General features: G+C 57.6%; 13 protein-coding genes. 6 read left to right on the top strand and 7 right to left on the bottom strand.

Features of this window, described 5'->3' with window-relative positions:
• The first annotated feature begins 74 nt into the window (after nucleotides 1-74).
• Nucleotides 75-1922, top strand: a complete 1848-nt coding sequence (locus tag EPN93_21600) for a response regulator (GenBank protein ID TAL29411.1) — start codon at nucleotides 75-77, stop codon at nucleotides 1920-1922.
• 102 nt (nucleotides 1923-2024) lie between these two features.
• On the top strand, nucleotides 2025-2561 hold the full coding sequence (locus EPN93_21595; GenBank protein TAL29410.1) for a hypothetical protein: 537 nt from the start codon (nucleotides 2025-2027) through the stop codon (nucleotides 2559-2561).
• A gap of 76 nt (nucleotides 2562-2637) precedes the next feature.
• Here EPN93_21595 and EPN93_21590 read toward each other — a convergent pair whose 3' ends face one another.
• Nucleotides 2638-2838 carry a cold-shock protein gene (locus EPN93_21590; protein ID TAL29409.1) on the bottom strand — a complete coding sequence of 67 codons (201 nt, stop codon included), beginning with the start codon at nucleotides 2836-2838 and terminating at the stop codon, nucleotides 2638-2640.
• A gap of 302 nt (nucleotides 2839-3140) precedes the next feature.
• On the opposite strand from EPN93_21590, the gene EPN93_21585 reads away from it, so the two are divergent.
• Genes EPN93_21585 through EPN93_21570 form a run of 4 tightly spaced genes read left to right on the top strand, consistent with a single transcriptional unit; the run spans nucleotide 3141 to nucleotide 8015 of the window.
• A complete protein-coding gene (locus tag EPN93_21585) occupies nucleotides 3141-4442 on the top strand; it encodes an ABC transporter permease (GenBank protein ID TAL29408.1) in 1302 nt (433 codons plus the stop codon).
• A 16-nt stretch (nucleotides 4443-4458) separates the two neighbouring features.
• Nucleotides 4459-5136, top strand: a complete 678-nt coding sequence (locus EPN93_21580) for an ABC transporter ATP-binding protein (protein ID TAL29407.1) — start codon at nucleotides 4459-4461, stop codon at nucleotides 5134-5136.
• Nucleotides 5137-5186: 50 nt separating this feature from the next.
• Nucleotides 5187-6821 (top strand): MBL fold metallo-hydrolase, encoded by a 1635-nt coding sequence (locus tag EPN93_21575; GenBank protein ID TAL29406.1) that lies wholly within the window; start codon nucleotides 5187-5189, stop codon nucleotides 6819-6821.
• Nucleotides 6822-8015, top strand: coding sequence for a hypothetical protein (locus tag EPN93_21570; protein ID TAL29405.1), 1194 nt, complete (start codon nucleotides 6822-6824; stop codon nucleotides 8013-8015).
• A 15-nt stretch (nucleotides 8016-8030) separates the two neighbouring features.
• On the opposite strand, the gene EPN93_21565 is transcribed toward EPN93_21570, so the two are convergent.
• From EPN93_21565 to EPN93_21540, 6 genes are all read right to left on the bottom strand, one after another.
• A complete protein-coding gene (locus tag EPN93_21565; GenBank protein ID TAL29404.1) occupies nucleotides 8031-8780 on the bottom strand; it encodes a 4'-phosphopantetheinyl transferase superfamily protein in 750 nt (249 codons plus the stop codon).
• 246 nt (nucleotides 8781-9026) lie between these two features.
• A complete protein-coding gene (locus EPN93_21560) occupies nucleotides 9027-9425 on the bottom strand; it encodes a carboxypeptidase regulatory-like domain-containing protein (protein ID TAL29403.1) in 399 nt (132 codons plus the stop codon).
• A 23-nt stretch (nucleotides 9426-9448) separates the two neighbouring features.
• The gene (locus EPN93_21555) at nucleotides 9449-10711 is read right to left on the bottom strand and encodes a hypothetical protein (GenBank protein ID TAL29402.1); all 1263 of its coding nucleotides are present in this window, start codon (nucleotides 10709-10711) and stop codon (nucleotides 9449-9451) included.
• Nucleotides 10712-10750: 39 nt separating this feature from the next.
• Nucleotides 10751-12043, bottom strand: a complete 1293-nt coding sequence (locus tag EPN93_21550; GenBank protein ID TAL29401.1) for a hypothetical protein — start codon at nucleotides 12041-12043, stop codon at nucleotides 10751-10753.
• A gap of 238 nt (nucleotides 12044-12281) precedes the next feature.
• Nucleotides 12282-13568 carry a cyclic nucleotide-binding domain-containing protein gene (locus tag EPN93_21545; GenBank protein ID TAL29400.1) on the bottom strand — a complete coding sequence of 429 codons (1287 nt, stop codon included), beginning with the start codon at nucleotides 13566-13568 and terminating at the stop codon, nucleotides 12282-12284.
• 65 nt (nucleotides 13569-13633) lie between these two features.
• Nucleotides 13634-13882: a hypothetical protein gene (locus tag EPN93_21540; GenBank protein ID TAL29399.1), complete on the bottom strand. Its 249-nt coding sequence runs from the start codon at nucleotides 13880-13882 to the stop codon at nucleotides 13634-13636.
• Nucleotides 13883-14114 lie beyond the last annotated feature (232 nt).

Genomic DNA, 14114 nt, shown 5'->3' with positions numbered 1-14114 from the left:
CTCCTACCTGGTGGCGATCGCCACGGACCGATATCTGGACGAAATATTGCAAGGCAAGAAAAACAGGCATAACTATGCAAAGTTTTCTCACTATGCCATCGGCCGGAGGATTGAAAATGGTGTCATTTGCTGGGAATTGTACTGGGGAGACCCCGGCGACACGCCGAAGGGGAAAATACACCGCCGTATCAGCACCGACTAAGGCATCTGTCCAAAAATTAATTCACACCTGCGGTGAATTCCGCCCCGGGGTCATTAACTATTTGACATTCTACCGGAACCAGCCCAGAATCACGCCGTCAGGAATTACTACGAATCGGGAAGGCGAGGATCGGGCGCGCATGAACAAGAAGACGACAAACACCCTGACCCCAAAACGGAAGAAAGAGAATGCGCCGGCCGGGGATGAACAGTTCTCCCTGAGCATCCTGGAGCAAGTCGCCGAGACCGTCGTGGTCGTCGACAGGAAAGGGACCGTCGTGCGGGCGAGCAAGACAGCCCGCGAGCTTTGCGGGAAGAACCCGCTCCAGCAGCCCTTTGAATCGCTTTTCACGCTGAGTGTCAACCCCTCCGGGGATGAACCGCCCGGAAGCGGGGAAGCGTCCGGCTTTGGGCCCTATTTCGCCAGGGCGCTTCGGGGCGAACCGGTGAGAGGCATGGAGATGACGGTCGAGCTTGCCGACGGCCGCGTACGAACCATGGTGTTCAACGCAACTCCTCTTAAGGGGAACGGAACCCGGGCCTCGGGATGCATCATTTCGCTCGAGGATGTGACGGAACGAAAGCTCCTGGAAGAAGAGCACCTAAAAACCCAGAAGCTCGAATCGATAGGCATCCTCGCGGGGGGCATTGCTCACGATTTCAACAATCTCCTGACCGGCATTATCGGGAATATCGGGCTGGCGAAGGCGCGGATAGGGGACCCGGCAAATGCGAAGAGCCTGCTCGACAAAGCCGAAGCCGCGTGCGCGCGCGCCGCGGAGCTGACCCAGCGGCTGATTACCTTCGCGAAGGGAAGCGTGCCGGCCATGCGTACCGTTTACATAAACGAGCTGCTCACGGATTCGGTGCAATTCTGGCTTTCGGGCTCCAACGTGGTCTGCCGGTTCGATCTCGCGGACGACCTGAGACCAGTGAACATCGACGAGGGCCAGGTGCGCCAGGTCGTCCAGAATATCGTCGTCAACGCCCGTGAGGCCATGCCCGGGGGCGGGCGCATCGAGGTGACGGCCCGCAACGCGAGGGTCAGCGCGAAGGCGGGCCTGCCGGTCGAGGACGGCCATTACGTCAGGGTGACATTCAAGGACACGGGTCCCGGGATCGACCGGACGACCCTTCTCCGCATCTTTGACCCTTATTATTCCACCAAGGAGCGGGGGATGCAGAGGGGGATGGGCCTGGGGCTGTCGGTGTGTCATTCGATCATCAAGAAGCACGGCGGCCATATCATGGCGGAATCGCGTCCCGGCTCCGGCGCCGTCTTCAGCTTCTACCTCCCCGCGAGCGACGGGAAGCCCGAGAAGAAGCGCGCGCCTAAAATACTGGTCATGGACGACGAGGAGCTTATCCTGGACCTTGCCGAAGCGATTCTTGACAAGATCGGTTTCAGGTTCGCGGGCGCGCGGTCGGGCGAGGAGGCCATCGAGCTCTATAAGGAGGCACGAAACGCGGGAGAATCTTTCGACGCGGTCGTCCTGGACCTGACCGTCCCGGGCGGTATGGGGGGCCTGCCGGCGCTTCGCGCCCTCCTGTCTATCGACCCGGAAATCAAGGCGGTGGTTTCAAGCGGCTACCTGGACGACGTGGTTCTCACCAATTCCAGGCGGTACGGATTCATCGCCGCGATCCCCAAGCCCTACAAACCCGACGACCTGATAAAGGTCATCACCGACGTAGTCGGGCGCGGTGCCGTGTTTCACTGACGCGGGCCGCCCGCAAATCCGTACTATTTCATGCTGGACAAATCCGGGAATTGATGCATATTAATTGGTTGCCTGGTAATGACGTATTCGGCGGGGGAAGTAATGAAGTCGGTGGTGATAGCGGCTACGGCCGTACTGCTCGTTTCGGTGGGGACGCTTGCGTACCTGGGCTTTTTCGGCGGGGTCGAGGTGAACGAGCGCGTCATGGGTCCGTACCAGCTCGTTTTTCGCGAGCACAGGGGCGATTACGGGGGAACGGCGCTTATCCAGGACGAAATTTGCGGCTCCCTGCTCGACAGCGAAAAAATCACCGCGACGCGCAGCTTCGGACTCTATTATGACGATCCCCGCGATGTGAAAAAGGAGAACCTGCGCAGTATCGCGGGCTGCATCCTCGATGAAGCGGACTACCCGAAGATACCCGAGCTAAGGAAGCGCTACCAGATCAGGGAGTACCCCCGCGCGCACTGCCTGGTGGCGGAATTCCCTTACAAGGGCGTCCTCTCGGTTTTCGTAGGGGTGATTCGCGTATATCCCCGGCTTGACGAGTTTATCAAGGAAAAACGGCTCCGGAAGGGGCCCGTCATGGAGATTTTCGATATCCCCGGGAAGAAAATAACCTACCTGGTCCCGCAATAGCGCGGGCGTTCGTTTGAATAAAAAAGGAGAGTGGCATGGTCACTCTCCTTCGATAATAAAAGTGCAAGTGCAGCCGTTATATAACCTTCACCGAGACCGCTCGGGGCCCCTTATCGCCGTTCTCCACCTCGAACTCCACGTTGTCGCCCTCGGACAGTGTCCTGAAACCGTCGCTCTGGATCCCGGAATAATGCACGAATACATCGCTTCCGTCTTCCTTCCTGATGAAACCGAACCCTTTCTTGTCGTTGAACCATTTCACAACACCTTTAGGCATGTTGAAACTCCTTGAATAATAAGATGCAGCGGTGCGTCAGTGGATGCTCCCCCGAGATGGCTGTAAGCAGCGCATTTGAGCGGCGGACAGAGATCCGTAAAGGCATCCCGCATGCTGATAAACCTAAAATTCATATCCTGAAACTCGGTTTCTGTCAAATAAAATTAATTTTTTTTTACTTGCCGGGAAGGATCCCCGCCGGCCCCCCGGTGACCGCGGTGCAATATCTATTGACAAAATAAGTCGCACGGCTATTCTTTCACGATCGCCGGCTCCGGCGGCGGGGGCCCGACGGGAAAGAAATGAACTTATACGAATTTTTTATCGGATTCAGATACCTCAAGGCGAAAAAGAGCCAGGGATTCATCTCCTTCAATACGGTGCTTTCCATGTTTATCGTATTCCTGGGGGTGTTCATCCTTATTGTAGTGATATCGGTCATGACCGGTTTCCAGAGCCAGATCAAGGACAAGATCCTGGACGTCGATTCGCACATCACGGTGGCCCCGTACGGCATAGACGGGGGCGACGGTATCCCCAACTACAACGCCGTCATGAAGCGTATCGGTACCGTCAAGGGGGTCAAATCGGCCATTCCCTACCTCCAGGGACAGGGCCTGCTGCGCTTTCGCACCTTCATAGCGCCTGTGCTCGTACGGGGAATGGGTTCCGTGGAGGCCATGCCCCCCGATGTGACCAAGTTCATCACCGAGGGCAAGAAGAAGCTCGACGCGATCGACGAGGTCTATATCGGCACCGAAATGGCCATGAATTACGCGGTGAAGATAGGTGACGTGATCGAGGTGATCGTTCCCAAGGGGAGGCTCGCGGCCACGACGGGGCTCACCCCCGGGATCGGGAGCTTTCGGGTGGCGGGTTTCTTCAAGACCGGATACTACGATTTCGATACCAGGCTCATCATCATGTCGCTGCCCATGTGCCAGGCCCTCTACGAGATGGGCGACGTGGTCTACGGGATCGGGGTCAAGGTTGACGACATCTACCGCCTTGACGAGCTCGCGCGCCGCCTCCAGAACGTCGTGAGCTTCGAATACCAGGTGCTCACGGCGGAGCAGCGCAACCAGAACCTCTTTTACGCGCTCAAGCTCGAAAAGCTCATTATGACCATTATTCTTTTTCTTGTCATCATCGCGTCGGGATTCACCATAATGGGCACGCTCGTGATGGTGGTCATGGAGAAGCGCAGGGCCATCGGGGTGCTCAAATCCATGGGCGCCAGGCCCATCTCCATCATGGTCATTTTCGTGATGGAGGGTTTTCTCATTGGTTTCATAGGCTCGCTCGTGGGCGTCCTGTGCGGACTCGCGACCTCCCTCAACCTCGAGTCGATCGTCCGATGGATCGAGGGCGTCATTAACGGCCTTATGGCATGGATATACAAGGTGTTCGATATCGGCATGTGGTTCGACATATCGCTCGTGCCGCAGAACGTGTATTACATAGACACCATTCCGACGCAGATAAAGCCCGAATTTGTGGTGATGATAGCCGCGTTCGCCGTATTCCTTTCGACGGTCGCCGCGATATTCCCCTCGTGGCAGGCTTCGCGCATGAGACCGGTAGAGACGATACGCTATGAGTGATAACGGGGTGAACCCCATGGATGACATCGCAATATCGGTGGACGGGCTTGAGAAGGTTTACGGCTACGGTCACAGCGCGCTGCGCGTGCTCAAGGGAGTATCGCTCTCAATCCGGCGCGGGGAGATACTCTCCGTCGTGGGCCCTTCGGGCGCGGGCAAGTCAACGCTCCTGAACCTGGTGGGCTGCCTGGATTCCTTCCAGGGAGGGCGCATTTCCATCATGGGCCGCGACGTGACCGGGCTCTCGGTGGAAGACCTTTCAAGCTTTCGCAACCGGCATATGGGATTCATCTTCCAGCTTCACAACCTCCTGCCGGAGTTCACCGCGCTTGAAAACGTGATGATGCCGCTCTTCATCCGGCGGACGCGCAGGCGCGAGGCGCGGGCGCGGGCTCTCGAGGTGATCGACCGGTTCGGCATGCGGGATCGCGCGCACCACAAGCCCGCCGAGCTTTCCGGCGGTGAGAGCCAGAGGATCGCCGTCGCGCGCGCGATCGTGGGGGGACCCGACATCATCCTCGCCGACGAGCCCACCGGCAGCCTGGACCGCGAGAACTCGCGCCGCCTCACGCAGATTTTGTTCGACCTGGGGAGGGAACGCGGAACCACGATCGTGGTGGTGACGCACGACCGCGAGATCGCCTCCATGACCGAACGGACCATCACCCTGGTGGACGGGAGCATCGTACCGTAGCCGTCCCCCGGTACCTGTAGAGACGCGATTTATCGCGTCTCTACAGGGGAATGGCCACCGGGCCATCAACGGAAAAGGAGAACGCCATGCAGATAGAGTTCGTGGGTGGGGCGCGCACGGTCACCGGTTCATCGTATATCGTGAAAAACGGGACCAGCACCGTCATGGTGGACTGCGGCATGTTCCAGGGACGTCCCGAGATAAAGGAAAGAAACCACCTTAACCTGATCTACGATCCCCCCGCGATCGACGCGATGCTTCTCACGCACGCCCACATCGATCACAGCGGGCTCATCCCCAAGATCGTGAAGGAAGGCTACAAGAATTCCATCTTCGCGACGGACGCGACCACGGACCTGTGCACCATAATGCTCCCCGACAGCGCGCACGTGCAGGAGATGGACATCGAATGGACGAACAGGCGCCAGCGGAAGATGGGCCGGGACCCCGTGGCCGCCCTGTATTCCGTCGAGGACGCGCAGGAATCACTCAAGTACTTCAAGCCGCAGTCCTACGGCGCAGAGTTTGAGGTGCTGCCGGGATTCAGGGCGCGCTTCCGCGACGCGGGACACATCCTGGGCTCTTCGTTTATCGAGATGTGGGTCGAGGAGAAGGGTAAAACCGTGAAGATCGTCTTCTCGGGCGACGTGGGCTCGAAGGACCAGGCGATAATCCGCGATCCCGAGACCGTGAACGACGCCGATATTTTATTTATCGAATCCACCTACGGTGACAGGCTTCACAAGAGCAGGGAAGACACCTATGCCGAGTTCAAGAAGGTGATCCTGGATTCCTACAACAAGCAGGGCAATATCGTCATCCCCTCGTTCGCAATCGAGCGCACCCAGGAAATCATCTACACCCTCGCGCGTCTCTTCAAGGCCGGCGAGCTTCCCCCCATCCCGGTGTATATCGATTCCCCGCTCGCGATCTCCGCGACGGAGATTTTCAAAAAGAACGAGCACATGTTCGACCAGGACGCGATCAAGATCATACTGTCGGGCGAGAATCCCCTCGATTTCCCCGGGCTCCATTTTACCAGGTCCACGGAGGAATCGAAGCGCCTGAACGACGAGGCGAAGGGCGCCATCATAATATCCGCTTCGGGCATGTGCACCGCGGGGAGGATAAAGTACCACCTCATGAACAACCTCTACCGGCCGGAGTCCTGCGTTGTTTTCGTGGGCTACCAGGCGGAGGGCACCCTGGGCAGGCGGCTCGTGGACGGGGAGAAGCGCGTGCGCATTTTCGGCGAGGACGTGGCGGTACGCGCGAAGGTGCATACCCTGGGCGGGTTTTCGGCGCACGCGGACAGGGACGGCCTGTTGGACTGGATGGGCGCAATAAAGAACGACAAGCTGAGGGTGTTCGTGGTCCACGGGGAAGAAACGGCATCGCTCGCATTCGCCGCAACGGTGCGCGAGCGCTTTGGGTTCGAGGCGTACGTCCCGCGGTGGGGCGAGATAGTGGACGTGGAGTCGATGAAGGGCAGCGTCGCCGCCTACGGCGCCGGGGTGACCCCGGCCCCGGATACGGAAATCGAGGAGATGAGGCGAACCATCGATATGCTCATTAAAAAGTATTACAAGGCGAAAGAGGAGAACCGGATATTCCAGGCCAAAAAACTTGAGCACGACATCAACGACCTCACGGAGATGGCCAGGAACATCGCGGACGAGATATAGATGGCCGACGAAATCCGCACCATTACAGACGCGTCCCAGCAGGAAAAGATCTTTTACAAGTTCTTCATGCGGAGGGAGGTCTATCTCAAGACGAAAAGCGGAGATTTAAAGATCCATTTCTACGGATACACGCAGGGGCAGATCGCGCTGAGAATCCCCTTCGTTAAAAATATGTATGACAGCTGCCTCATCTTCACCCGCAGCGAGGGATACACCATTTATGCGAGCCTGAAGCTGGTGGAAAAACAGGAGGAGGAGGTCTATACCTTCTTCCCGCTCAAGATGCAGATCATCAACGCCGCCCGGCGCGAGGACCGTAAATCGACGGGGTTCACCGAGGGCGCCAAGTCCGTTATCCGTGTTACGAACATCGTCTCGGACTTCATCGTCCAGAACTCGCTCGCCATGGAAAACAAGAAGGTCGACAAGGTGCGGGACGCCGTGCGCGCCGACCTCGAGAAGCAGTTCAAGTTCGTGAAGCTCTATTTCTGCAGCGAGGGCACGACCGATGTCCGCATGAAGCACTTCATGGAGAACAAGGTCCCCTACCTGATCCCGGAGATCGGGAAAAAAGAATCCGTGGGTAATGAGAGCGTGTACAACACCTATATCAACACAATATTCGCGAAGGACTACGCGCTTTCCAACAAGAAGGACATCATATCCGAACTGGCGGTCCCGGTGCTCTACAAGGCCCGTCTGCCGTACGGCTATATTCAGGCGAATCATACCGCGCGTTTATCGGAAGCTCACATGAGCCTTGTGAAACGCATCGCGACGCGCGTGGACGAGGTGTTCACGCGGTCGAAGCTATTTCCTGTTCCCGAGGAGAAGTTCCTGGTATCCGACCTTTCGAAGGGAGGGGTGGGAATCGTTTTCAAGGAGCGCAGGTTCATCCGCTATTTCCGCGAAGGGAGCCAGGTCGTCTTCGACATTATTCTGCCCGGCAACAAGAAGGCTACATGCATAGCGTCCGTACGCAATATCGCGATTCTTGAAAACAAGATCATCAAGATCGGGTGCCAGATCAAGGAGCTCGATCCGCTCTCCGAGGTGAACTATGACGAGTTCCTGGAAAGCGCGGGATTGGCACAGCGGGAAGAACCGGCGAAGGAGGAGCTTGTAAAAGAAGAACCGGCAGAAGAAAAAGCTGCCGATGCCGTGGGCGATGCAGAGCCGGAAGACCTCGTGTAGACAAGCCCCCGGCATTTAATTAATGCATCCGTGGCGACTTCCGAGCAGGAGCGCCGGTTCCTCGAATTCCAGTATATTGGCCCCCCCGCCCCCGGAGATCGCGATGGAGAGTCGAAATCCCCCTAACACCCGGACGCTCTCGAACGACCAATCGCCGCCTTTTGATGTACCGGAATCCTCGATCCGGTAGACGCCCCCTTCATGACAGAAGCTCACCGCACGCATTGCGGCCATAAGCGGGATGCCGGCGGCCTTCGCGTACGCTTCTTTGAGCGTCCAGTGCGCAGTTGCGTCGGTTACCGGGTCCTTGTGCGCGGCGAGCCGCATGTATTCCCGCGGTGGAAAGAATCGCCGGGCGATCGAGAGGCGCACCCTCCCTTCGGGCTCGATATCGACCCCCGGAGGATGTTCACGCGTCAGCGCCAGGGCGAAGGCGCCGGGGCAGTGGGAAAGGCTTGCGTGAATTTCCGGCGTCCCCGTGCCGGCCAGGCTGGGGGGCGCGCCGCGGGTCGCGACAAGGGAAACCCCGCGACGGTCGACTTCGAAAAGCGCCCCCGCAACCGTTTTCACCATGAGCCGCGAGAGCAGAAACTCCTCGCGCTTGTCCCTGGAACGGATTCCGCCAAGACGCGCGGCCTCTGCTTTGTTCAGCATCGCAGTCGCGCGTTCCAGGAGCCCGGGATCACGCGCGCCCGCGCCGCATGCGACGCAGACGGCCCTGCCGCGGGCCAGTGCGGTTCGCATTTCCATCCAGCTCGCGTGCATCTACGGTCCCTCCTTCGTTTTTCGATAATGTGTCTCCACGGTCGCGGTTCAGGGTTTTAAGTTTAGCCAGACCGCGCATGCATGTCAACGCGGATTGAGCGTCGTAGAAGGCGCGGATTCGAATCCGCGCCTTCTACTATGGGGGCGATAATGGGGGCCTGGAGATGAGAAACGCCCCGCGGAACGCGGGGCATTGGGAACATGTGCATCAGTTGTGATCGGTGTGTTAAACAGCCGCACCAGTCTTCACGGTAGCACCACGTCTTTTCTGACGGATTCCCCTTCATCGATCATGCTGGAGACAGGTTCATTTAACACGCTACAGGTCCCCGAAACATCGATCTGAACATTATAAGCGAACGCTACGACGTTAAAACGCACGCCGTACATTCCGTTGGCGTCTGTCATGACAGGCTCTCCCAGTGTGCCGCCATCATCATGAACGGTAACAGTTGCACCTGCATCAATAGCGCCCACACAGGTCACCTTTCCATACACCAGCGCATCGGTCCCCTGTGAATCAAAACCCTTTGAAGGGTCGAGCACATTGGATTCGTGGTCGCCTATTACGTCCGACATGTCGTAAGAACACCCGGCCATGCAGGTGAGCAGGAGCGCCAGGAAGAATAATTTCATCGTTTTCATAGTTGTCCTCGGTATTAGAATACTCACATGCATCCGGCCATTGTGGTATAATCGCTCCGGAGGGTTACGCCGCAGTAGAGCTGGTTCCCCTCGAGGTTGGCCTTGGAATCGCCCACGGGGGTGTAGCCCGTGTTGAACTCGACGAAGAAGCCCAGGTTCCTGAAAAAGGCGATCTCGATCCCCGCGCCGCCGTAGCCCCCGAACGAGTAGAACTCGACCTTGAGCGTTTCCTTGTTGTTGAGCGGATCGGGAGCCTGCTCGCGGTAGTACTGTCCCCGCACGGCGCCCAGGACGTAGAAATCGAACGAGGTCATCATGAAATAGCCGCTCCAGCGTATCCTGAGCCCCCAGTCGATGCCGTATATATCCGCCTTGCCGCGGGTCACCGGGTCCTCGAACATGGTTCCGCCCTGGACGGCGGAATCGCTCATGCGCATGCTCTTGTAGAACAGCCGGTAGTACATGTCGTACTTGGGCACGGCCTCGATACTCGAGTTCATACGGATGATCCAGTCCACGAAATAGGCGCTGCGATCGGTATAATACTTGTCGAAATCCGGCTCGCGCGTGGTCACGACCGCCCCATACCCGACCCTGAGCTGCGGCGAGCGGGCGAGCATGCTCCGGCGCCACTCGGCCGCGGCCTCGCGGACCTTTTTCTCGGCCTCGAGCCGCTTCTCCTGCATCTTGTTTTCAAGCTCGCTGCTCTTGAGTATGAGCGCCTCGTTCTCCTCGCGGTCGTGCACCTTCTCCAGGAACTGGTCGATGGCGTCGTTGTCGCCGGTGACCAGGTAGAGCCCCAGCGCGCGGATCGCGCGCTCGAACATGTCGTCGTACTTGAACTTGAGGGTGCGGATGCGGGAAAGCCGCGCGACTCCCGAGGACCGGTCCAGCATCTTCGCCGTTATGTGATAGCTCCCCTCGGCCTTCTTGACGCGCCCGTAGACCATGAGCTCGGAATCGATCCTTTCCATGAGGGCGCGTATGCAGTTTTCGTCGGAGCACTTGTTGATCCCCTGTGCGCGCTGCTCCTCTTCCAGGGCGGCCTCCACGGTCTGGTCCTCGGTTATCTCGTAGCTGGTCTTCGCCTGGAAGACCTCCACGAGCAGGTTCTTGATGTCCCTGCCCACCGGATCGTTCGCGGGGAATCCCTCCTCGATCGCGAAGTCCTGAATGTAGACGAGCTTCTCGCTGCGCGCCCATGCGCCGCCCGGCAGGACGGCCATGAAGAAGAGCGCCGCGAAGAGTAAGGCCGGAATCGTCAATGTATGAGTTCTGGTTGCCATGTGCTTGTCCGCTCCTGTATGTAGCTGCTTCCCGCGCCCTTACAGCCCTAAAAACGAACCCGAAACGTGGTCGGTCCGCAGGGTGACGCCAAAGAGTATCTGCCGGCCGTCAAGGTTCTTCTTGTCGCCCCCGGTCGCCGTGTAGCCGGCGGAGAGCTCCGTGAACAGTCCCAGGTACCGGTTCAGCGTAACCTCTATCCCTATGCCTCCCACCAGTCCGCGGCCCATGAGATCCTTCTCGTACGTGACGCCGCCGCTCTTGTACGATTCCTCGACCTTCATTATGCGGAAGGCGAAGGACAGGTAGGCCGACCATGCCTGGTTGAAGAAATACGTACTCCCCACGAAGCGCATGCCCAGGTCCGCGCCCTGGTTCATTATCTGGAGCCCGCTCTGGGGGATGGGATCGTATTTTCCCAGGGTGTCGTCGAAATCGCCCGTCTGCGCCTGGATTTTCCCGTACGCGGAACTGTCCGCGGTGAATTTGCGCTGGAACACCCTGGCGTAGATGTCCACCCCGTCGCCCACGATGTCCTTGGAGCGGTAGATGAACAGGTCCGCGAAGAACATTTGCGAGCCGGTGTAGTAGTCGTTCAGGGTCTTGTCGAACGTGGAGACCGTGTTGAAACCTCCCACGGAGAAGCCGCCGTACCCCACGCGCAGGAGCGGCGAGTTGCGCAGGCAGGCCCACCGGCTCTCGTAATCGTCTTCGATCGAGTTGAGGTTGCTTTCGTGCCGTTCGCGCGATTTCCGGATCTCCCTCTCCTTGCGCGCGACGTACTTGTTGAAATCCTTGATGGTGGAATCCTTGGCCCCGAGCAGGTACTGCGCGAGCGCCTTGGAGGCGTTCTCCACGTAGCGCTCGCGCTGCACGGTGAGCACCTTCGAGGACTTGATCCGGATGTAGCTCTTGTCGTCGCTGCGCACGCGCTCCAGGAGCTTGGCGGAGATGGTGATGGACTCCTTGCCCTTCTTCACGCTCCCGAAAATGATGAGATCGGCGTCGATCGCCTTCATAAGCTCCTTGATACACTCGTCGTCCGCGCAGCCCTCGACGGTCATGCGGAGCGCGGCCTGTTCGGCCACCTTTTTCACCTCGTCGTCGGAGGTGAGGATATAGGCCGCGTCCTTAACGATTTCCTCGGACATGTAATCGCGTACATCGTTGCCCAGGGTGGCGCCCAGGGCCGGCGCGCCGAACCCCGCCGCGCCCGCTTCGCCGGTGACCGTGAAGGGCTTGATGTAGATGGTTTTCACGGCGCCCATAGCGGACGCGGAACCGATAAGCGTGAGCACGAGGATGAGAAGGGGGAGCCGCAGGTGTTTACTCATGGCGAGATCCTTGTTTATCCTGGCGAATGTATTTCTGCGCCCGGCACAAAATTCATGCCTGTGCCGGTTAACGGTATCGAATTTCCCGGGCCCCGGAGAGATTCCCGGGAAGAAGGCCGGAGATGGTTATAAAGAACAACCAGGCCGAATATGACGGATAACCGACAAAAGAAGCCCTCTTGACCGAATTGTCAAGGGTTTTTCCGGCAACGATAAATGGAGGATGGGTGCTGCCTTTTTACTTGGCGTCCTTGTGCAGCAGGGTTGAATATTCGCTGGAAAGTATGTTTTTTTCGACTTCCGAATCACGCTTGATGACATTGAGCCTTTGAATGATATCGGATACGTCCATGCAGCATATTTTCCCGTCGGGGTTGATGTAGATATTGGAATTGTTTTCCAGTATCGACGCGATCGCCGCTTCCCCTTCTTCGTCGTCCATCCCGGTAAATTTCAAAATGTCCTTAACCGTAAAGTGCAGGGTACACGGAACATTCTTCGATACCTGAATGCGGTGCTTTAATATCTGGATGTGCAGGGCGTCGTATATCTTGATCTCGGGATCGGTAAGGAAGAGGTTGGCGATCTGGTAGTACACCAGCCAGAGCCTTTCGGCAAGGATTTCGAATATCCGGATCACCATGGCGGGATAATTTTGAACTATGTATTCGAAGTTGTCCCGGTTTATCGCCAGCAGCTTGACGTCATCGGCGGCGACGGCGTTGGAATTCCTGGTCTTATTCTCGATGAGTGCCATTTCCCCGAATATCTCCCCCAAGGGAAGGACGTTCAGCAGGATTTCCTGGCCGTTATGCACCTTTGTGATCCGGACGCTTCCCGACTGGATCACGTACAGCTCCTCGCCGTGCTCTCCCTCCATGAATATGGGCTGATTGGTCATGTAGGAACGGAGGTGATCGCTCTTTTTAGGCTCCAGGGGAAACATTCCCGTTTTCGAGGAACGGATCTTGGCGAGCAGGCCTTTCGCCCTTTCGGCCCGCCGGCCCACCGCCCCGTACTCGAGGTAACGGGCGAATGCGTATCCTGCCATGTGGTATTTCTTTTTTCCCCAGTAATAATTCCCGGTGGTATAGAGGTTTTCGATATTCTGCGGGATGAGTATTTCCGGGGGCGATTTCGAGCTCAGGCTCGCGGCGATGGAATCGTAATGCCGCAGTTGTTTGCTGAAATACCGGATGATCTTGAGCGCCAGATCGGTATGGTCCTGGATGAATTTCCCGAAAATATCCTTTTGTACCACATACACGACCGTGTCGTTCAGGGCGAGTACCGATTCCATCCTGGGGCGCTTGGACAGGAAGGAGATGACCCCGAATAAATCCCCGGGCTCAAGCATACGGCATTCGCGGATTGCGCTGTTGTTCAGGAAAAACCTGGATATGCAGCGTTCGGCGGACCCGGTTTTAAGGATATAAAACCGGTCGAGCTCCGCCTGCCCTTCCAGCACGATGTATGAACCCTTCTTAAAAGTTACCGATTCAAACACAGCTTTACCCTGATGCACAGGTAAGGCTAAACATGCGTATTGTCAACCATAAAATATAATGCCTACTTAACCTGCATTGGGGGTCAGATAATACCGCACCCCAGCTTGAGCCGGAGGGTCCCCAGGACGATCGCCAGGAGCGAGAGGACGATGCCCGCGATCGCCGTGCCGTTCTGTTCGGGACGGCTCCTCGAGTTTGCGAGACCCGAGAACATGAGCCCGAAGCAGCCTATCAGCACGTTAAACCAGTTGAGCCAGCCCAGGAAGGGGATGCAGCCCACCATCGTTCCGAAGAAAGCCAGCATTCCGAGTATCAGGCCGGCAGTAGCCATCGCAGCCTCCATGCGGCGCATGGGGGCTGCGCCGCTGTCTCATCGCGAGCATGGGGGGTGGGGACCGATATGTCAACAGGAAACCTGCAGCTTATAAACGGGTTTGAATTAATGGCGCTTCAGGAAACCGTGTGGAAAACTGACAAAATGACGATACTGAAGATATGAAAGAGACTCTGGAAGAATTTTACAATCATTTATTGGGAATAGAAAGCCCCTGGGAAGTGGAATC

The sequence above is a fragment of the Spirochaetota bacterium genome, from assembly GCA_004297825.1.
In the GTDB taxonomy this organism is placed as follows: Bacteria; Spirochaetota; UBA4802; order UBA4802; family UBA5368; genus FW300-bin19.
The sequence above is the reverse complement of the archived record's forward strand: the minus strand, read 5'-3'. Positions and strand labels throughout refer to the sequence as shown.